The sequence below is a fragment of the Streptomyces sp. NPDC029466 genome, assembly GCF_055574515.1.
The window spans coordinates 26,402-46,288 of record NZ_JBVHZH010000060.1 but is presented as its reverse complement, the minus strand read 5'-3'; the positions used below and the strand labels follow the sequence as shown (position 1 = coordinate 46,288).

Here is a 19,887-nt window from a genome sequence, read left to right as displayed (position 1 = left end):
TGTGGGGAGGGGGGAGAGGGAAGCGTGAACGGCCCCGCAATAGTCGCCCCACCCCGACGAGAAGGACCCCCCCCCCCCCCCCGACCCACCCCCCCCCCCCCCCCTCCCCCCCCCCCCAGCAGCGGGCCCCTCAGCCCGCCGCGTCCGGCGGCAGCCCGGCCAGTGTCCGGCGCGCCTCGGCCATGATCCGGTCGACGAGCTCCGCGCACGACGGCAGATCCTCGATCAGCCCGGCGACCTGGCCGGAGGCCATCACCCCGAGATCGGTGCGCCCCTCGACCATCGACGCCTTGAGCAGCATGGGGGTGTTGGCCGCGAGCAGGACCTGGCTCCAGGAGAGGTCCCTGCCATGTCTCATCGCCAGGCCGTCGCGGACCGTCTGAGCCCAGCTCAGACCGGACAGCTTCCTGAACGACGCGGCATGGCGCACCGCCCGGAGCAGTGCGGTGGCGCGCCCGGACCGCTCCAGCGCCTCGACCAGCTCGCTGCGCAGCATCCGGTGCGGCAGCCCGTCCACCTTCGTGGTGACGGTGATGTCCTTGGCGGCCGCCGCCAGATAGCGGGCCTGGACGGCCGGCGGCACGGTGCTGTCGGACGTCAGCAGAAAGCGGGTGCCCATCGCGACACCGGCCGCACCGTAGGCCAGCGCCGCGACCAGGCCGCGGCCGTCGAAGAAGCCGCCCGCGGCGATCACCGGGATATCGACGGCGTCCACGACCTGCGGGAGCAGCACGGTCGTGGCGACGTTCCCGGTGTGCCCGCCGCCCTCCCCGCCCTGGACGACGACGGCGTCCGCGCCCCAGGCCGCGACCTTCTCGGCGTGGCGGCGGGCCCCGACGGACGGGATGACGACGACCCCCGCGTCCTTGAGCCGGGCGATCAGCTCACGGGAGGGAGCCAGGGCGAACGAGGCGACCCGTACGCCCTCCGCCACGACGAGGCGCACCCGCTCCGCCGCGTCTCCCGCGTCCGCCCGCAGATTGACCCCGAACGGCGCGTCCGTGCGGGACTTGACCTCGCGGACCGCCGCCCGCAGCTGCTCGACGGTCATGGTGGCCGAGGCGAGGATGCCCAGGGCGCCCGCGTTGGCCGCGGCGGAGACCAGCCGGGGCCCCGCCACCCACCCCATGCCGGTCTGCACCAGCGGGTGGCGCACGCCGACGAGCCGGGTCAGCGGGGTCTCGATGCCGGGAGTGGCCGTCATGCCGGCGGCACCTCGCGGTCGCGCAGCCCGTCCGGGTCCAGGACCGTACGGATCAGCCGCAGTTCCGTGGGGGTGGGCTCCCGGGTGCACGGCACCTCGGGGGGCCGGGCGAGCGGGAACCCGGTGGCCGCCTGGACCTCCTCGGCCGTCACCCCGGGATGGACGGCGGCGAGCCGCATCGTCCGGTCCCGGGTCTCGAAGTCCAGGACGGCGAGGTCGGAGACCACCCGCGGGATGCGGTGGTAGCGGGTCGCGGACGGGCCGGCGGCGGCCGCGCTGTCGTAACCGACCCCGCTGATCATGTCGACCTTCTCGACGAAGACCCGCCGTGAGTGCTTCGGCACCCAGTAACTCACCGGATTGTTGAGGGTGTTGACGGGCGCGCCGCGTACCCCGAGGAGCTGGCGGGCGGGCTGCTGCCAGTCGCCGATGCAGGAGATGTTCTGGTTGCCGAAGCGGTCGAGCTGGCTCGCGCCCATCATCACATGGCGTCGGCCGCCGGTGACCATGGCCAGATGCCGGCGGTACGGCAGCCAGCCCTCGGGCGCCCCGTCGAGCCCCACGAGCGTCGCCTCGCCGTCGGTGAGCAGCAGATCGGGGGAGAAGGTGTGCTTGGCGAGCCGGGCGCCGAGCGACGGGATCAGGCCCATCGGGCTGGCCAGCACCTCGCCGTTGTCGCGCCAGGCGTCGGCGCAGGCGATCACGCAGTACTCGGCGCGGGTCGTCGTGGTGAGGGTCCGGCTCACGTCTGCTCCTCGTGCCAGGTCTCGACGGCGGACTGGTAGCTCTTCTCGTCCCCGCGCAGGAACCGCTCGGCGAACTCCGGCCAGGGCGTGGTCGCATACAGCTTCTGAAAGGCCTCGTCACGGCCGTAGTCCGGCACACAGGAGGTGAAGTGCGCGCCGTGCGGGGCCTCGACGACCCCGGTGACCGAGTGCCGGTTCACCAGCAGGGTCTGCGGGGTCGCGGTGGCGAAGTCGTCCACGAGCCGTTCGCAGGAGAGATACGCGTGGTCCGCGGCCTCGCAGAACAGATCGTCGAAGTACGGGTCGGGGCCCAGGTACTGGCCGTTGCCGAGGCGGTCGGCCCGGTTCAGATGGACCAGCGCGGCATCCATGCGCAGGGCCGGCACGGCGACCAGGGTCTCGCCGTCCTCATACGGTGAAGTCACCGTACGCAGGCCCGGGTTGACGCGCATCACATCCGAACCGAGACCGGCCCGTACGGGCAGGAACGGCAGTCGGTTGGCGGCCGCGTGCAGGCCCCACATGAACATCGCCTCGTCGATCTCCATCAGCTCGAACGCCGCACGCTGCCGGGCCGCGCGGAAATGCGGTTCGAGCGGGATCGAGTCCAGCGTCGCGAACGCCGCGACCAGCTTGCGGATCCGGCCCGCGGCGGCGAGCAGGCCGACATCGGGACCGCCGTACGAGATCACGGTGAGATCGGTGATGTCGGAGCGGAGCAGCGCCCGCACCAGCGCCATTGGCTTACGGCGCGAGCCCCAGCCGCCGATGCCGAGGGTCATCCCGCTGTGCAGCCGGGCAACGACGTCCTCGGGCGTCATGGTCTTGTCGGTCATCGCTCAGCCCTCCCTGTCCGGTGCGCCGTGCGGCGTGCCGAAGGTGTCGCGGACGCGGTCGGCCACCCCGCTGAGGTTCGCCTCGAAGGTGAAGCCCTGCTCGAAGCGGTAACTGCGCCGCACGTCGACGGGGTCGATGCCGTTGAGGGCGGCCTTGGCGAGACGGAGGAGACTGCCGTCCTTCCGCGCGATCTCCCGCGCCAATTCCTGGGCGGCGACCGGCAGTTCGGCGCGTGGTACGACCTTCCAGACCGAGCCGTGCGCATGCAGTTCGGCGGCGGTGGCGGTGCGCGAGGTGTAGTAGAGCGCGCGCATCAGATGCTGGGGGACCAGCCGGGCCAGATGGGTGGCCGCACCGAGCGCCCCGCGGTCCAGCTCCGGCAGCCCGAAGGTGGCGTCCTCGCTCGCCACGATGGCGTCCGCGTTGCCGACCAGGCCGATGCCGCCGCCCAGGCAGAAGCCGTGCACCGCCGCGACCACGGGCACCTCACAGGCGTACACCGCCGAAAAGGCCTCGGCGCAGCCGTGGTTGGCGCCGATCAGGACGCCATGGCCGCCGGCCGCGGTGTCCCGCTGCATCTCCTTGATGTCGACGCCCGCATTGAAGCCGCGGCCGGTGGCCGTCAGGACGACACAGCGGATGCCGGGGTCGTGGCCGGCCGCGCGCACCGCGTCGGCGAGGTCGTACCAGCCCTGTACGGGAAGGGCGTTGACCGGAGGGAAGTCGACGGTGATGACGGCGACGCCCTTGTCCGGTGTGGAGGTGGAGACACCCATGAGGCGATCAGCTACCTTTCCACCAAGCGTTTGTTAGGTAGCGAAGCTAGCAGCGGATCGCGCGCTGCGGGAGGGGTGCCGAATGAGCCTGACCCTCGATCTGAGCGGCCGGGTGGCCGTCGTCACCGGCGGCACCCGGGGCGTCGGCGCAGGCATCGCCCGGGCGTTCCTCCAGGCCGGTGCGGAGGTCGTGGTCTGTGCCCGCCGGCCACCGGACACCCCCGTCACCGCGGCCGGCCGCACCGCGCACTTCCGCCCCCTCGACCTGCGCGACCCGGCCGCCGTCCGGGCCTTCTTCCCGCAGGTCGCGGCGGCGCACGGCGGGCTGGACTGCCTGGTCAACAACGCGGGGGGCACGCCGTACCGACTGCTCGGGCAGTCCGCCGCCGAGCGGCACACCCGGGTCGTCGAACTGAACCTCCTCGCACCGCTGACCGCCTCGCTCGCGGCGTACGAGGTGCTGCGCGACCGGCCGGGCGGCGGCTCGGTCATCATGATCGGCAGCGTCAGCGGCACCCGTCCCTCGCCCGGCACCGCCGCCTACGGCGCGGCCAAGGCCGGCCTGGACCACCTGGCGCGCTCCATGGCCGTCGAATGGGCTCCCAGGGTCCGGGTCAACACCCTGGTCCTCGGCATGGTGCGCACCGAACTCGCCGCTCTGCACTACGGAGACGAGGCAGGCGTCGCCGCCGTCGGCGCCACCGTCCCGCTCGGCCGGCTCGCCGAACCCGCCGAGATCGGCGACGCCTGCGTCTTCCTCGCCTCCGACCGTGCCGCGTATCTGACCGGCGCGAGCCTGCTGATGCACGGCGGCGGCGAGCGCCCCGCCTTCCTCGACGCCGCCACCGTCAACCACCCCACCTCGCCCGAAGTGCCCGAGGAGATCCGCCATGACGGAACAGGAGACCTGAGATGACCGGTAACGGAATCTGCGCGGGACGTGTCGCCGTCGTCACCGGAGCGGGTCGCGGTCTGGGCCGCGCCCATGCCCTGGCCCTCGCCGCGGAAGGAGCCGACGTCGTGGTGAACGACCTCGGGGTGGCTCCCGACGGAGCCGGCGCCTCGGCCGGACCGGCCCAGCAGGTCGCCGACGAGATCCGCGCACACGGCGGCCGGGCCGTCGCCCACACCGGCGACATCACCACCACCGACGGCGCCGCCTCACTCGTCACCACCGCCCTGGACACCTTCGGCCGCCTCGACGCCCTCGTCAACAACGCCGGGTTCCTGCGCGACCGGATGCTCGTCAACCTCGACGAGGACGACTGGGACGCCGTCATGCGGGTCCATCTCAAGGGCCACTTCCTGCCGTTGCGGCAGGCCGCCGCGCACTGGCGCGCCGAAGCCAAGGCCGGCCGTACGCCCGACGCCCGGATCATCAACACCGGTTCGGGCGCCGGGCTGCTCGGCAGCGTCGGCCAGGGCAACTACTCCGCCGCGAAGGCCGGCATCATCGGCCTCACCCTCGTCGCCGCCGCCGAGATGGCCCGCTACGGCGTACAGATCAACGCCATCGCCCCGGCCGCCCGTACCCGGATGACCGAGCGGACCTTCGCCGCGGCGATGGCGGCGCCCGCCGACGGGGAGTTCGACGCGATGGCCCCGGAGAACGTCTCCCCGCTGGTGGTCTGGCTGGCGTCCGCCGGCAGCGCCGGGGTCACCGGCCGGGTCTTCGAAGCCGAGGCGGGCCGGATCACCGTGATGGAGGGCTGGCGCCCCGGCCCCACCGCGGACAAGGGCAGCCGCTGGACCCCCGCCGAGGTGGGCGAGACCGCCCGCAAACTGCTGGCCGATGCGGAGGCGCCGGGGCCGGTTTACGGCGCTCGGTGACGGGGCCGGCGCGTGCTCAGGCCCGGCGGCCGGCCCACGGGCCCATCGGAGGCGCTGCCGCGCCCTCCGCCCCACCCTGGCCACCCGTCAGGCAGTGTCCTCCGCTGCCACGCCGCTCGCCCGCAGTCGTGGCCGGCAGATCGCGAACAGGCCGAAGGCGCCGAGGAAGGCCAGTACGGAGGTGCCGCGCAGGACGGCCTCGATGGCGGGGCCGTCGGCGGCCGCGGTGGTGGGGGAGCCGCTGACGGCCTCCAGGACCGTCGCCGCGATCGTCACGCTCACCGCACCGAACAGCACCAGCGACGTCAGCACCAGACCCGACGCCGCGCCCGTCCGCTCCGCGGGGACATGTGCCTGGGTCGCCACATTCGTCAGCGCCCACCCCAGTCCGATGCCCACCCCGCAGATCACGAAGACCACCGCGTACCAGCCCAAGGGCCGAACCCAGGTCAGCGCCAGCAACCCGGCGCCGCTGGTGAGCATGCCGCAGGCCATCAGGGTCTCGGCATGCCAGCGCAGCGCCAGGTGCCCGGCCCGGTAACTCGCCGCTCCGACGCCGCAGGAGAGGGCCAGGAAGATCACCCCCGCCTGGGACGGTGACAGCCCCCGTGCCTGCTGGAGATAGAGGGCCGAGAGCACCGCGATCAGGCAATAGACCACATTCGACAGCGAGCCCGCGAGGGTGATCACATCGAACTTCACATTGCGGAACAGCGACAGCTCGATCAGCGGCTCCGGCGCCCGCCGCTCCACCGCCACGAACAGCACGAGGAAGGCCACCCCCAGCGCGAACGTGACCAGGGTGGGTGCGGAGGCCCACCCCCAGCCCGGCCCCTGGTCGACGGCGAGCATCAGACACGCCAGACCGAGGGCGACGGTCGCCGCGCCGGGCAGGTCGAGACGGCGGGTCGCGTGCTCGTCGCGGCTCTCCGGGACGAAGCGCAGCACCAGCAGCGTGGCGGCCAGGCACACCGGCACATTCAGCAGGAACACCGCCCGCCAGCTGACGTGTTCGGCGAAGACACCACCCACGAACGGCCCGAGCGCGGTACCGATGGAACTGAACGCGAGCACCGTACCGACCGCGGGACCCTGCCGCGCGTCCCGGAAGTAACTGGTCACCACCGCCACGGACACCGGGAAGATCAGCGCCGCACCGGTCCCCTGCACGACGCGCGCCCCCACGAGCCAGGGGGCGTTCTGCGCGGTGCTGCACACCACGGACATGACGGCGAACACGATCAGGCCGATCACGATGACCCGCCGTCGCCCGTGCACATCGGCGGTCCGGCCGCCGACGATCATCAACGCGCCGATGGCCAGCATGTATCCACTGATCAGCCACTGGAGGTCGGTCGACGAGGTCCCGAAGTCCCGGGCGATGACCGGCAGCATCAGATCGAGCGCGAACCAGTCCATCTGCACGATGAGTATGGACAGCGCGGCAGCGGCGATCACTGCCCGGTCCTGACGCGAGAAGGAGCCGGCCGCCATGGTCGCCTCGACCTTGTTCGCCACGCGCACTCCTCTGCGTTCCGCGGAAAGTGCCGAGCCGTCATGCGTCTGCGGCCGCGTCGTGGCTGGTCGCGCAGTTCCCCGCGCCCCTCCGGGCGCACCACCCGCCGGTCCGCGCAGCCGTTCCGCTCCAGGATAGAAGTCGGTGTCCGGGGCTGCACGGCGGCGAGTCAGCCCGCCGACGGTGTCAGACCGGCGGCGTCGGCGGCCCGGGCGAGCAGCTCGATGAGCATGCCGGAGGTGAGCCGGCCGGTGAACGTATTGCGCTGGCTGGGGTGGTAGCTCCCGAACACCTGGAGTTCCTGCCGCTGCCCGGTGGCGGGCAGGGTCAGCCGCACCCCGTGGCCGAACGCCGGACGGGGCCGGGGGAGGGGCCACCCCGTTTCGCCGAGTACGGGCAGCAGCGCCTGCCAGCCGAAGGCGCCCAGGGCCACCACGGCGCGCAGGTTCGGGCCGAGGAGTCGCAGCTCCGCCGACAGCCACGGCCGGCAGGTACGGCGCTCGGCGGGCGTCGGCCGGTTCTCCGGCGGAGCGCAGTGCACCGGCGCGGTGACCCGTACCCCGTACAGCTCCAGTCCGTCGTCCCGGTCCGTCGCGGTGGGCCGGGAGGCGAGGCCGACCGCGTGCAGTGCGGCGAACAGGAAGTCGCCGGAGGCGTCCCCGGTGAACATCCGGCCGGTGCGATTGCCGCCGTGTGCGGCCGGCGCCAGTCCGATGATGGCCAGCGCCGCGTCCGACGGCCCGAACCCCGGGACGGGGCGGGCCCAGTACTCCTGGCCCCGGAACGCCGCGCGCGGCTGTGCGGCGGTCTCCTCGCGCCAGGCCACCAGCCGGGGACAGGCCCGGCAGCGGACCAGCTCCGCGTCCAGCTCGGCGAGCCCGCCGCAGCGCCCCGCGTGATAGGCGGGAAAGCCGCTCTCGTCCGTGCCCGGCGGTGATCCCTCCGCTCCGGATTTCTCCATCCCTCCACGCTAGAGGACTCACGACGCGCGTTCGGTGTCTCTGCGACATGGCTGGCCCCCCGGTGGCACGGCGTCACCACGCGCGACCTGCCGTCACCATGTGCGCGCCCTGCGCCACCGAGCAGCGTTCCGCTGGTGACCACATCCAGAGAGAACGCGCGGGAGTAGGTGCGGAAAGCGCGCTGCCGCCCGCCCGTCAGGGTGCGTTGCGGAGGCGGGGTGGATCGCCGTCATCAGGCAATTGTCGCAACGTGACATTGTACGCTGGCACTTCGCGGCCACTCGGAGGAGCACGATGGGTGAACTCAAGCATCGCAGCCTGATCACCGCTCAGGAGCGGCTCCGTGATCAGGTCGCCCATCAGCTGCGCGCGGCCCTTGTCGCGGGGGAACTCCGCCCGGGATCGGTCTACTCGGCGCCGGGTCTCGCCGCGGACTTCGGGGTCTCCGCCACCCCGGTGCGCGAGGCGATGCTCGACCTGGCCCGGGAGGGGCTGGTCGAACCGGTCCGCAACAAGGGCTTCCGGATCACCGAGGTGAGCGAGCGCGACCTCGACCAGTACACCGAGATCCGGGCACTGATCGAGGTGCCGGTCGTCGGCCTGGTCACCCGCACCGCCGGCCGCGCACAGCTGGAGGCCCTCCGCCCGGCCGCACTGGAGATCGTCGCGGCGGCCCGTGCGCATGACCTCATCGGCTATCTGGAGGCCGACCGCCGCTTCCACCTCGAACTGCTCGGCCTCGGCGGCAATGACCGCCTCGTCGAGACCGTCGGTGAGCTGCGCAAGCGCTCCCGGCTCTACGGCCTCACCCGGCTCGACGAGCGCGATCAGCTGCTGCCCTCCGCCGAGGAGCACGGGGAGCTGCTCGATGTGATGCTGACGGGCGATGCCGCGGCGGCCGAGTCCTGTATGGCCCGCCACCTCGGTCATGTCCGCTCGCTGTGGGCCGGGGACGGGGACGAGCCGCTGGTGTCGCGGCCCCCTCTGCCGGGCGCGCGCCGGGCCTGAGGTCGGCCGGCCCAGGTCACTCGGGCTCAGGCCCCGCCGGCGAGGAGTCCGGCCATCCACTCCTCCACGCCGTCGGCGGTACGCGGCAGCGCCGAGGACATCAGCCGTGCCCCGTCCGCCGTGATCACCAGATCGTCCTCGATGCGGATGCCGATACCGCGCAGTTCGCGGGGCAGGGTCTCGTCGTCGGGCTGGAGGTAGAGCCCCGGTTCGACCGTGAGGACCTGCCCCTCCGTCAGTACGCCGTCCAGATACTGTTCCGCGCGGGCCCGGCCGCAGTCGTGTACATCGAGCCCGAGCATATGTCCCGAACTGCACAGCGTGTAACGCCGGTACAGACCGCTGTCGGGGGCGAGCGCCTCCGCCGCCGGAACGGGCAGCACACCCCAGTCGGCCAGGCCCTCGGCCAGGACGGCCGTACAGGCCCGGTGGAAGTCGCGGAAGCTCGCCCCCGGCTTGAGGGCGGCGATGCCCGCGTCCTGCGCGGCGAGCACCAGCTCGTACACCCGTCGTTGCACCTTGGAGAAGTGCCCGGACAGCGGCAGGGTACGGGTGAGGTCGGCGGTGTAGAGCGAGTCGGTCTCCACGCCCGCGTCGAGCAGCAGCAACTGGTCCGGGTCGAGGGGACCGTCGTTGCGGATCCAGTGGAGCACACAGGCGTGGGCGCCGGCGGCGGCGATGGTCTCGTAGCCCGTGCCGTTGCCCTCAGCGCGGGCGCGGAGCTGGAAGACCCCCTCGATCCAGCGTTCCCCGCGGGGATGGCGCAGCGCGGCGGGGAGGGCCCGTACGACGTCCTCGAAGCCGGTGACGGTGTGATCGACGGCTTGCTGAAGCTGCCCGACTTCCCAGGCGTCCTTCACCAGCCGCAACTCGGCGAGCACACAGGCCAGTTCGGGATCGCGGGCGGCGTCCCGGTCGGCTGGGTGGCGTACCAGGTCGTCCAGGTGGGCGCAGCGGATGCCGGTGAGCCGCGCGGCCTCGGTGAGATCGGGGCGGCGGCCGACCCAGAACTCCCCGTATTTGCGGTCCCGGTAGAACTCCCCGCCGCCGTCCCGCGGTGAGCGCGGCCGTATGTACAGCACCGCCTCGCCGTCCGGCTCCAGCACCAGTACATGCCCCGGCTGGTCCTCGCCCGTCAGTCCGGTCAGCCAGGCGTAGGCGCTGTGCGGCCGGAAGCGGTGATCGCAGTCATGGGACCGCACCCTCAACTCGCCCGCGGGGACGAGGAGTCGCTCGCCCGGGAAGCGAGCGGCGAGCCGGGACCGGCGGCCGGCGAAGAGCGCGAAGCCGGGGACGCGGGAGTCGTCGGGGAGCGGGGTGGCGGCCCACTGGCCGGTCATGAAGTCGGCGAGGGCGTCCGGGACCGGCAAGTCATGGCTTCCGGTGTGGAGTTGGGCGGTACGCGAGGTCATGTCGACGCCTCCGGGAAAGGTGGGTTCTGAAGCCTTGTCAGTGCAATTTCACATTACTATGTTATAGGTCACATCTCGTGGAGTGAAGGCCAACACCCCACCCCCCACACAACCCTCCACCCCCTCTCGGAGGTTCAGGTGTCACATTCGCCCACGCCGCGCAGGATCCTGCTGGCCGCGACACTCGTCACTGCCCTCGCCCTGCCGGTCGTCCAGTCGGCCCAGGCCGCGCCGCACGCGCCGGCCACCCCCGCACAGCGGCTCGCACAGCAGGCCGCCGCGCCCACCCCCAACCCCTTCGACCATGCCCAACGCCTCGCCAGAACGCCGAAGGTGACTCCGGCCCCGGCGCCGGCACCCCGCTCCCTCACCAAGCGGGGCCGGATACCGGGACCGCAGACCAGACCCACCGCCGGGTCACCCGGCTCCAGACCCGCCGTCGCCCCCTGCACCCTCGACGGCATCACGGGGCTGGGTCCCGAACAGTTCGCGGACTTCCTCGCCGACCCGGCCGTCACCGCCGACGACTGTCTGCGCAAGCTCGTGTGGACCTGGGACGCCCGGCTCGTCCCCGTCATGTCGGACGCCCATGTCCAGGCCGTGGCCCGTCGCATCACCGGGCTGGCCGCCGCCCACGACGGCAAGAACTCCAGCCACCTGTACGAGATGTTCACCTATCTGCACGCGGTGGCCTACCAGGACTTCTCGCACGACGAGATCGACACCACCGACGGCCCCACCGTCGACGCCGGCCGCCGCGCGGTCGACGCCTTCGCCGCCGCGGCCCGTACCTTCGACGTCACCCGGACCAACGCCGACACGCTGCGCGAGGCCCTGAACGCCGCCAGCGCTCCCGGGCTGCGGCAGCACCAACTCGGTCTGATCCGCAGGGTCCTGGCGACCATGGACGCGTCCCACACCGCCACCCACAAGGACCCGGCATGGGGAAACGCCGCCCTCGCCGCGCTCTCCGTCAACTACCTGGGCGTCTACCCCGGCAACAGGGACACCGCCTTCCAGGCCGCGGTCACCGCCGACGCCGGCTACCGCGCCGTCTTCAAGGGCTTTGTCGGGTACACCCACCTCAAGGGCACACCCAACGCCTGGGTCGTCCGCGACGCCCTCAGCGAGTACGGCCGCTTCGGTGAGATCGCCTCGCTCAAGCCCGGCATCATCACCGACCTCGGCGCGCTGCTCCCCACCACCGTGCGGAACTACGGTGAGGGCAGCGAGCCCTGGGCCAAGATCGCCAGTTGGCTCGACTACTTCGGGGCCTGTGCCCCGTACAAGGTGTGCAAGGCGGACATCGAACAGCGGATCTTCCCGCGCACCTACTCCTACGACAACGGCGCCATCAAGGTCCGCACCGCCCTCGATCGCGCCACCGTCGACCAGCTCTACTATGCGTCCAAGCAGGTCAGGGCGCAGTTCCACCGAGTGGTCGGCACCATGGAACCGCTCGCCGGCGACCCCAACACCACCCTGAACATCGTGCTGTACGCCTCGCGCGCCGACTACGAGGTCTACCACCCGCTGCTCACCGGCATGGGCACCAACAACGGCGGGGTCTACATCGAGCGCGGCGCCACCTTCTACACCTACCAGCGCCGCGTCCCCCAGGACTCCAGCCTCACCCTCGAAGAGCTCTTCCGGCACGAGTACGTCCACTACCTCAACGGCCGCTTCGCCGTCCCCGGCTTCTTCGGCGAAGGCCCCTGGTACCAGGGCGACCGCACCACCGCCATGGACGAGGGCAGCGCCGAATTCTTCGACGGCTCGACCCGTGACGACGGGATCGCCGTACGCCGGTCCCTCGTCAAGGGCATCATCGCGGACACGGCGGGCGGCGGACCGCGGATGAGCATCAACCAGCTGCTCCACGCGACCTACGACGGTGACGGCTTCCGCTTCTACAACTACGCCGGGACGTTCTTCGAGTTCCTGTGGCGCGACCACCCGGGGAAGCTCCAGGAGATGTACCGCCATCTGCGCGCCGATGACCCGGCCGCGTTCGACTCCTGGCGCAACCGCATGGGGTCCGACCCGGGGCTCCAGCAGCAGTACGACGCCTTCCTCAACGCCCAGATCGCCATCGTCGATGACCTCTTCGTGCCGAAGACCGCCTTCGTCCCCAACGGCTCACTGAAACTGTCCCGGCCCGCCGACGTCCAGAGCGCCTTCACCGCCGCCACCGCCGCCCGGCCCACCTGCAAGGACGGCGGCGACCCGGCCTACGGCCGCTTCATTTGCACCGGCCGGATCACCGCCAACCTCAGCAACTCCGGCAGTCCCGACCAGAACTTCAAGGACATGGCCGAAACGGTCGACTACTTCATCCTCGACCGTGCCGAGCCCGCGGCGAACAACTTCGCCGATATGAACTGCTCCTTCGGCCCCACCGAGATCTGGACCTCGGGCAAGGCCGGCACCGCGGACTTCAGCTGTGAGGGGCCGCTGCGGAGGTGATGGACCCGCCACCTCCGGTGCCGCACGGCCCGTCGTCCACCGGGCGGGCCGTGTCCGGAGCGGCACCGAGGATGTCGAAGCTGCCGGTGAGACCGACGGCGTCCAGCGTGCGCAGGAAGCGGGGGTCGGTGATCACCAGGGAGAGCCGGCCGCCGTGCGCACGGGCGCGGCGGCGGGCGCGGCACAGCACCCCGATACCGCCGCAGTCGAGGAAGTCCACCCGGCTCAGATCCAGGATCATGTGCGGACGGTCCCCGGCCGTCACCGGGTCGAGGCGCCTGTTGGTGCGCGCCGCGCTCGGGTAGTCCAGTTCTCCGAAGAGTGTGACGACGATCGGCGCGCCCATGGGGCGCTCGCGCCTACGTGTCGTCGACTGCCGCATGGTTCTCACCTGTCCGCACGATTCCGGCCTCCGGGCCGCTGTCACCATGAAAGGCGGCGAGCACGCCGGGCAGGAGGGCCGGGCGGGCCATGACCGATAGGGCCCTTCGGCCCCCTCAGTCCCCCGGCAGGTCCAGCCGCCGGGACGTACCGGGCGCGAGCTTGAACGAGCGGTCGCGCAGGTTCACCCGTACCGCGGCGTTCTCGGAGGCCGGTACCGCGATCCGTACCTGCTCGGCACGGATGCGCAGATCGATGTCCCAGTGACGCCGGTAGCGGATGCGCACCCCGAACTTGGAGAGCTCGCGCAGCGGCGCAGGATCGAGCCAGAGTGCCTGGTCACGGGTTTCCAGCCCGGTCATCCCGCGCTGGACGAAGTCCAGGGTGCCGGCCATCGCGCCCAGGTGGATGCCCTCCGCGGTGGTCCCGCCCTGGACGTCCGCCACGTCCCCGGTCAGCGCCTCCTCGCAGTACGTCCAGGCGTCCGGCCGGTGTACCCGGGCCAGGACCCAGGCATGGACCAGGGCGCTGAGCGTCGAACCGTGACTCGTGCGGTGCAGGTAGTAGTCGACAGTGGCGTGCCAGGTCTCCTCGTCGAGCGGGTAGCCGAGCCCGCGGAACACCGCGGCGAGCTCCGACGGCGCGAAGAGATAGCCCAGCATCAGGACATCGGCCTGTTTGGAGGCCTGGTAGCGGTTGACCGTGTCGCCCTCCGCCTCCAGGATCCGGTCCAGCCGGCGGATGTCGCCGTAGCGCTGCCGGTATCCGTGCCAGTCGAGCTCGGCGAGCTCCCCGTACCCGGCGAACTGGCTGATCACCCCGCGGTGGTAGGGCACATGGAGCCGGTGCGCGACGTCCTCCCAGCGCTCGGGCTCCTCCGGGGCGAGCTGGAGCTGTTCGAAGAGCTGCCGCTGATGGGGCTCGGGCAGCGTGCGGCACAGGTCGAGCGCGCGCATCAGCACCCAGGCCGCCGTGACATTGGTGTAGGCGTTGTCGTCCACCCCCGGTTCGGCGGCGTCCGGATAGCCGTCGTGGTATTCGTCGGGACCGACCACCCCACGGATGCGATAGCGGCCGAGGGAGGCGTCCCAGTCCGCGGCCGCGGACCAGAAGCGGGCGATCTCCAGCAGCATCTCGGCACCCCTGGTGTGCAGGAACTCGGTGTCGCCGCTGGCCTGTCCGTACTGCCACACGTTGTAGGCGATCGCCGACCCGACGTGGTGCTGAAGCCGGGAGTAGTCGGGCAGCCAACGTCCCGAGCGTGGATTGAGATGGAGCTGCTGGGTCTCCTCGCGGCCGTCGCCCGCGCTCTGCCACGGGTACATCGCCCCCGTACGGCCCGCCTCCCGCGCCGCGTGACAGGCCGCCGGCAGCCGCCGGTAGCGGTAGTCGAGCAGGGCCCGGGAGACCTGCGGGAGATGCAGGTTCAGGAACGGCAGGACGAACAGCTCGTCCCAGAAGACATGCCCGCGGTACGCCTCGCCGTGCAGGCCCCGGGCGGGCACCCCGACATCCAGCTCGGCGGTGTGCGGCGAGAGGGTCTGGAGCACATGGAACAGATGCAGCCGCAGGATCCGGCCCGACTCTCCGGGGACCTCCAGCTTGGCCTGCCGCCACAGGTTCTCCCAGGCACGGCGGTGGGCGGCGCGCAGCTGCCGGAAGTGCGGGGCGAGGGCCACCGCGTCCACGGCCGTGTGCCGCGGGCTCTCGATCGCCGGGTCGCGGGAGGTGTACAGCGCCACCGTTTTGTCGACGACCGCGGGGGAGTCGGGGACGAGCGGCACCACCAGGGTGTGGAACGCCCGCAGTGCGGACAGCTGCGGCCGGGCCAACCCGTTGTGGCCGGCCGGGACCCGGGTCCGGGCGGCCAGCGCGAGACGGATGTCCGAGTCGAGGGTGCGGCAGCTCAGCCACACCGTGTCCGGCTGCTCGGAGCCGGTCTCCCAGCCCGTCAGATGCTGGTCCGCCAGACCGCGGTAGCGCGCGACGCCGGCATTGCGGACCGCCCCGTCGATCCCGGACTCCACCTCCACCGCGCCCGTCCACCCGTCGGACGCGAAACAGGTGCGCAGCGCCGCCAGATGAGGCTCGCCCATGTGCACCAGGCGGCACTGCTCCACGGTCAGCCGCCGTCCCGCCTCGTCCTCGTAGACCGACCAGCGGGTCAGGGTGCCGTGCCGCAGGTCCAGCGTCTGCCGGTGCTCCGTCAGATACGGGTGGTCGGGGGAGAGCCAGGGGCCGGGGGCCGCGTCGGCGGGGCAGATCCGGTAGCGCAGCGGGAGCCAGTTGGGGAGGTTGACCATGTCCTCGTTCTCGATGGAGCGGCCGTCCACGGTGGAGAGGAGCCGGTTGTAGCAGCCGGCCGCATAGGTGCCCGGATAGTGCACGGGCCCGGCGAGCACCTCGGATGCCGCGCCGCGGGTGGCGAAGTAGCCGTTGCCGAGGGTGCACAGGGTTTCCCGCAGCCGCTCCGTCTCCGGGTCGTACCCCTCGTACGACCAGGTCCAGGCGTGGGTCATCCGTCCTCTCCCGACGTCAGCAGCTCGCCGGGGTCGGCCACGACCACATCGGCGCCGCGGCGGCGCAGGGCGGTCGCGCTGTACGGGCCGGCCGTCCGGTCCACGCCCACCACCAGGCCGAATCCACCGCGGCGGCCGGCCTCGACCCCGGCCAGGGCGTCCTCCACCACGGCGGTGTCCGCGGGCGGGACCCCGAGCCGCCGGGCCGCTTCCACGAAGAGCGCGGGGTCCGGTTTCCCCGGCAGTCGCAGCCGGTTCGCCTCGTTGCCGTCCACCACTGCCCCGAAGAGCGGCCGCACCCCGGCCGCGGACAGCAGCTCGGTCGCATGGCGCGAGGCCGAGACGGCGGCACACGGCACCCCCTGGCGCCGCAGCTCCTCCAGCAGCCGCACGGTGCCGGGCAAGGGGGCGACGGGGTGGTTCCGCAGGCGTTCGCTGAACAGCTCTTCCTTGCGGGCCGCGACGGCGCCGACGGTGTCCGTGCCCGGCGCGTCGTCCGGGTCGCCGGGCGGCAGGTCAAGACCCCGGGAGCGCAGGAAGGCGGCAGCGCCGTCCAGCCGGGACCGGCCGTCGACATGGCGCAGATAGTCGTCCACCGGGTCGAAGGGGCGCTGCCCGCCCACGGCCGCGAGGCAGGCGTCGAAGGCGCCCTTCCAGGCCGCGGCGTGTACCGCGGCGGAGTCGGTGATGACCCCGTCGGTGTCGAAGATGACGGCCCGCAGGGACTGCAGGCACGCTGCCAGGGACGGCGCGCCGGTCATGGTGACGGTTCCGTTCGTCGGTGTCCCTTCCATGGCACCACGGCTGCGGTCCGTGGGCGCGCCGCACGGAGCACCGAGCCGGACCGGCCCCGGCGGCAGCCCGCCGGGTCATGTCGCCCGCTGCCCCCAGCGGGGGTCCTCCGCCGCCCACTCCCGCTCCCACTGGGCGTAGCGGTGGCGGTTCAGCAGGGCGCGGCCGGTGCGCTGGGCGCCGAGGAGCAGCAGCCCGGCCGAGGTGCCGGCCACGGTGCCGACGGCGATGCTCTCGCCCGTCGCCTCCCTCGGGGAGACCGGGTCGCGCACCAGCGCCCCGTGGCGGTCGAGCCAGGCGGTGGTGCGGTCACCGGCCCGCAGATCCGGCGACACCGTCGTGACGCCCGTCCGGGCCGTGCCGTCGGCGGCCGTCCAGCGCACCGTGGCGTGGACCCGCGAGCCGACGCCTCCGGAGACATCCACCCCGATCCGGGACGGCGGGTTCTCGGTCAGTACGGCCGATACGGTCTGCCGGCCCTGTCGTTCCTGGCCGGTGCCGGCGTCCACCGCCTGCGCGGCGGCCAGCCCGGCGGCCGGTGCGCCCAGGGCGATCAGCACGGCGGTCACCAGCACCAGCCAGCCCTCCACCACATCCGAACGCCGCCGGAGCGGGCTGTGCCGCCACGGCCGGAGGAACTCGCTGCGAGCCATCACGCACCCCCTGCGCCTGTGGCCCGACCGTCGCACGTGGCGCGAAGCCGGCAGGAGGGGCCGAATGGCCCTCGCGGGGGGCCGGTCGGGGTCGGCCCGGCGGGGGCGGCGGCCCCGTTCGGCCCTGGTGTGCGCACCGCGGCAGGACGACGATGAGAAGCACCGCCGCACCGGACGAGGAGAGCGTGGAGGACGCCATGGGCGACGTACGCGAGTTCTCACCGCAGCGGCCGATCCGGGTGTTCCTGCTCGACGACCACGAAGTGGTGCGCCGCGGTGTGCGGGACCTGCTCGACGCGGAACCCGATATCGAGGTGGTCGGGGACGCCGGCACCGCCGAGCGGGCGCTGGCCCGCGGTCCGGCGCTCGACCCGGATGTCGCCGTGCTCGACGTACGGCTGCCGGACGGTGACGGGATCAGCGTCTGCCGGGAGTTGCGGTCGCGGCTGCCCGGACTCGGCTGTCTGATGCTCACCTCGTTCGACGACGACGAGGCGCTGCTGGACGCCATCATGGCGGGCGCGGCGGGCTACGTCCTCAAGGAGATCAAGGGATCCGACCTGGTCGCCGCCGTCCGTACGGTCGCCGCCGGCCGCTCGATGCTGGACCCGGCGACCACCGCGCGGCTGATGCACAGCCTGCGCGGCGTGGACAATGGCGAGGAGCCCGCGGCGGACGCGCTGTCCGGGCTGTCACCGCGGGAGCGGGAGATCCTCGGGCTGATCGGCACCGGGTTGACGAACCGTCAGATCGGGCAGCGGCTCTACCTCTCCGAGAAGACGGTCAAGAACCACATCTCACGGCTGCTGGCCAAACTCGGGGTGGAACGCCGTATCCAGGCGGCCGTCCTCGCCGCCCACGGACCGCCGCCGGCCGCCGGGGACGCCGGGTCGTACCGCCTCTGACCCCGGAAGCGGCTCAGGCCGACGGGAGCGGCGCCTGCCACAGCAGGAGGGTGCCGCCCTGCGCCGGTGCCGCCAGCGTCATCTCGCCGCCCACGCTCGCCGCCCGCTTGGCGAGATTGCTCAGCCCGCTCCGCCGCCCGTCGCGCGGCATGCCCACCCCGTTGTCCGTGACGCTCAGGCTCAGCGCTCCGCCGCCGACGGCCAGCGAGACCTCGACCGTGGTGGCGTGCGCGTGCCGCGCGGCATTGCTCAGGGCCTCGCCCAGCACCGCCACCACATGCTCCGCGAGCTCGGCCGGCACATCGGTGTCGATGAGGCCCTGCATCCGCAGCGACGGGGTGAACCCCAGGGCGCGGGCGGCCTGTTCGACCACCGTGACGGTGCGGGCCCGCAGCCCGTGGCCGGCCCGGCCCGGCGTATGGGCGCGCAGCCCGAAGATGGTGGACCTGATGATCTTGATCGTCTCGTCCAGATCGTCCACCGCGCGCAGCAGCCGCTCGCGCGCCTCCGGATGGTCCACGAAACGGACCGCGCTCTGGAGCGTCATCCCCGTCGCGAAAAGCCGCTGGATCGCCAGATCGTGCAGATCACGGGCGATCCGGTCGCGGTCCTGAAGGAGGGTGAGCTGCTCGGCGGACCGGCGCTGGTCGGCCAGTTCCATGGCGAGCGCGGCCTGCCCCGCGAAGGTCAGCAGCGGGCCGGTCTCCAGCTCGGTGAACGGGGGCCGCTCCAGCACCCGCGCCACCAGCAGCACGCCACGGGGCCGGCCACGGGTGATCATCGGTACGGCGACCGCGGGCCCCAGCCCCATCCACCGCGGCGGCCCCGCGGTGATCCGTGGATCCTGCTCGATATGGGCGCTGATCATCGGCTCCCGTGTGTCGAGCGCCGCCCCCATGAACGACCCCTGCCGGGGGAGGACCAGCCCGCGGTGCGCCTCGGCGTCGACTCCGGACGCCAGGGCGACATGCAGTGCCCGGCCGTCCTGCTCGGGGAAGGCGATCACCCCGAGATCCGCGGTGAGAATCTCCCGCGCCTTGTCCACGATCAGCCCCAGGGCCGCCATCTCGTCCGTTCCCGGCAACAGCAGCCTGGCGACGATCTCACCGTTGGCCTCCTGCCACCGCTGCCGGTAGCGGGCCTCCTCGTACAGCCGCGCGTTCTCGATGGCGACCCCCGCCGCCACCGCGAGCGTCGAGAGCACCGTCTCGTCCTCGGCGTCGAAGCCGCCGCCGCCCCGTTTCTCGGTGAGGTAGAGGTTCCCGAACACCTCGTCGCCGACCCGGATGGGCACCCCGAGGAAGGAGTGCATGGGCGGGTGGTGCGGCGGAAAGCCGTACGACGACGGGTGCTCGGACAGCTCCGGGAGCCGCAGCGGCCGGGGGTGACGGATCAGCTCACCCAGGATGCCGTGTCCCTCGGGCAGCCGGCCGATCGCCCGCTGCTGTGCGTCGGTGACCCCCACCGGCAGGAACTGGGTGAGCCGGGTGCCCTCCGAGACCACGCCCAGCGCCCCGTACTCGGCGTCCACGACCATCACCGCCGCTTCCACGATGCGGCGCAGCACCTGCGGCAGATCCAGCTCCCGGCCCACCGACAGCACGGCTTCCAGCAGCAGATTCACCGGCTCGCCGGGACCCTGCCGCAGTGCGTCGAGGCGCTGTTGCAGCTCGTCCGGCAGCGCATCGAGCCGGCGCCGGGCGGTATCGCGCCGGCCGCTTCCGTGGTCGCCCACCTTGGCCTCCGCTGGAGGGCCCCTCACGCGTGCGGGGCCGTACCTCCACGGTAGCCGCGGTGCCCGTGCGGGGCTTGGGGGGGGGGGGGGGGGGGGGGGGGGGGGGAGGGGAGAGCATAGGCAACGCGCGATTACTCCGCGCCTC

The 19,887-nt window shown here is 72.5% G+C and carries 17 protein-coding genes; 5 read left to right on the top strand and 12 right to left on the bottom strand.

The annotated features are described in order from the left end of the window. Positions 1-130: 130 nt before the first annotated feature. Genes ACZ4XD_RS33160 through ACZ4XD_RS33145 form a run of 4 tightly spaced genes read right to left on the bottom strand, consistent with a single transcriptional unit; the run spans position 131 to position 3,563 of the window. Positions 131-1,186, bottom strand: a complete 1,056-nt coding sequence (locus ACZ4XD_RS33160) for an NAD(P)H-dependent flavin oxidoreductase (RefSeq protein WP_468048302.1) — start codon at positions 1,184-1,186, stop codon at positions 131-133. A gap of 14 nt (positions 1,187-1,200) precedes the next feature. Next, a complete protein-coding gene (locus ACZ4XD_RS33155; protein WP_468048293.1) occupies positions 1,201-1,950 on the bottom strand; it encodes a CoA-transferase subunit beta in 750 nt (249 codons plus the stop codon). Continuing rightward, positions 1,947-2,786, bottom strand: coding sequence for a CoA transferase subunit A (locus ACZ4XD_RS33150; RefSeq protein ID WP_468048291.1), 840 nt, complete (start codon positions 2,784-2,786; stop codon positions 1,947-1,949). Before ACZ4XD_RS33150 ends, ACZ4XD_RS33155 begins: the two co-directional genes overlap by 4 nt. A gap of 3 nt (positions 2,787-2,789) precedes the next feature. Beyond that, positions 2,790-3,563: an enoyl-CoA hydratase family protein gene (locus ACZ4XD_RS33145; RefSeq protein WP_468048289.1), complete on the bottom strand. Its 774-nt coding sequence runs from the start codon at positions 3,561-3,563 to the stop codon at positions 2,790-2,792. Between the two features lie 82 nt (positions 3,564-3,645). On the opposite strand from ACZ4XD_RS33145, the gene ACZ4XD_RS33140 reads away from it, so the two are divergent. Both ACZ4XD_RS33140 and ACZ4XD_RS33135 read left to right on the top strand, forming a co-directional pair. Continuing rightward, positions 3,646-4,479, top strand: coding sequence for an SDR family oxidoreductase (locus ACZ4XD_RS33140; RefSeq protein ID WP_468048287.1), 834 nt, complete (start codon positions 3,646-3,648; stop codon positions 4,477-4,479). Then, positions 4,476-5,393, top strand: a complete 918-nt coding sequence (locus ACZ4XD_RS33135) for an SDR family oxidoreductase (protein WP_468048286.1) — start codon at positions 4,476-4,478, stop codon at positions 5,391-5,393. The genes ACZ4XD_RS33140 and ACZ4XD_RS33135 overlap by 4 nt, the downstream gene beginning before the upstream one ends. Positions 5,394-5,480: 87 nt before the next feature. Here ACZ4XD_RS33135 and ACZ4XD_RS33130 read toward each other — a convergent pair whose 3' ends face one another. Continuing rightward, positions 5,481-6,911, bottom strand: coding sequence for an MFS transporter (locus tag ACZ4XD_RS33130; RefSeq protein ID WP_468048284.1), 1,431 nt, complete (start codon positions 6,909-6,911; stop codon positions 5,481-5,483). A gap of 167 nt (positions 6,912-7,078) precedes the next feature. Further along, a complete protein-coding gene (locus tag ACZ4XD_RS33125; protein WP_468048282.1) occupies positions 7,079-7,870 on the bottom strand; it encodes a uracil-DNA glycosylase in 792 nt (263 codons plus the stop codon). A 295-nt stretch (positions 7,871-8,165) separates the two neighbouring features. On the opposite strand from ACZ4XD_RS33125, the gene ACZ4XD_RS33120 reads away from it, so the two are divergent. Further along, positions 8,166-8,879: a GntR family transcriptional regulator gene (locus ACZ4XD_RS33120; RefSeq protein WP_468048279.1), complete on the top strand. Its 714-nt coding sequence runs from the start codon at positions 8,166-8,168 to the stop codon at positions 8,877-8,879. A gap of 26 nt (positions 8,880-8,905) precedes the next feature. On the opposite strand, the gene ACZ4XD_RS33115 is transcribed toward ACZ4XD_RS33120, so the two are convergent. Then, positions 8,906-10,291 carry an aminopeptidase P family protein gene (locus ACZ4XD_RS33115; RefSeq protein WP_468048277.1) on the bottom strand — a complete coding sequence of 462 codons (1,386 nt, stop codon included), beginning with the start codon at positions 10,289-10,291 and terminating at the stop codon, positions 8,906-8,908. Between the two features lie 138 nt (positions 10,292-10,429). Between ACZ4XD_RS33115 and ACZ4XD_RS33110 the strand changes: the two genes are divergently transcribed. Continuing rightward, positions 10,430-12,757, top strand: coding sequence for a collagenase (locus ACZ4XD_RS33110; protein ID WP_468048274.1), 2,328 nt, complete (start codon positions 10,430-10,432; stop codon positions 12,755-12,757). Here the strand turns inward: ACZ4XD_RS33110 and ACZ4XD_RS33105 are convergent. The 4 genes from ACZ4XD_RS33105 to ACZ4XD_RS33090 all read right to left on the bottom strand — a co-directional run bounded on the left by ACZ4XD_RS33105 (position 12,729) and on the right by ACZ4XD_RS33090 (position 17,102). Beyond that, positions 12,729-13,139: an STAS domain-containing protein gene (locus ACZ4XD_RS33105; protein WP_468048272.1), complete on the bottom strand. Its 411-nt coding sequence runs from the start codon at positions 13,137-13,139 to the stop codon at positions 12,729-12,731. The genes ACZ4XD_RS33110 and ACZ4XD_RS33105 overlap by 29 nt on opposite strands. A gap of 115 nt (positions 13,140-13,254) precedes the next feature. Further along, positions 13,255-15,657: a glycoside hydrolase family 65 protein gene (locus ACZ4XD_RS33100; RefSeq protein ID WP_468048270.1), complete on the bottom strand. Its 2,403-nt coding sequence runs from the start codon at positions 15,655-15,657 to the stop codon at positions 13,255-13,257. Next, positions 15,654-16,418, bottom strand: coding sequence for an HAD family hydrolase (locus ACZ4XD_RS33095; protein ID WP_468048268.1), 765 nt, complete (start codon positions 16,416-16,418; stop codon positions 15,654-15,656). The genes ACZ4XD_RS33100 and ACZ4XD_RS33095 overlap by 4 nt, the downstream gene beginning before the upstream one ends. 108 nt (positions 16,419-16,526) lie before the next feature. Next, positions 16,527-17,102 (bottom strand): Rv1733c family protein, encoded by a 576-nt coding sequence (locus tag ACZ4XD_RS33090; RefSeq protein ID WP_468048266.1) that lies wholly within the window; start codon positions 17,100-17,102, stop codon positions 16,527-16,529. A 197-nt stretch (positions 17,103-17,299) separates the two neighbouring features. On the opposite strand from ACZ4XD_RS33090, the gene ACZ4XD_RS33085 reads away from it, so the two are divergent. Beyond that, positions 17,300-18,007, top strand: coding sequence for a response regulator (locus ACZ4XD_RS33085; RefSeq protein WP_468048300.1), 708 nt, complete (start codon positions 17,300-17,302; stop codon positions 18,005-18,007). 13 nt (positions 18,008-18,020) lie between these two features. Here the strand turns inward: ACZ4XD_RS33085 and ACZ4XD_RS33080 are convergent, their stop codons facing one another. Beyond that, positions 18,021-19,742 carry a sensor histidine kinase gene (locus ACZ4XD_RS33080; protein WP_468048264.1) on the bottom strand — a complete coding sequence of 574 codons (1,722 nt, stop codon included), beginning with the start codon at positions 19,740-19,742 and terminating at the stop codon, positions 18,021-18,023. Between the last annotated feature and the right edge of the window lie 145 nt (positions 19,743-19,887).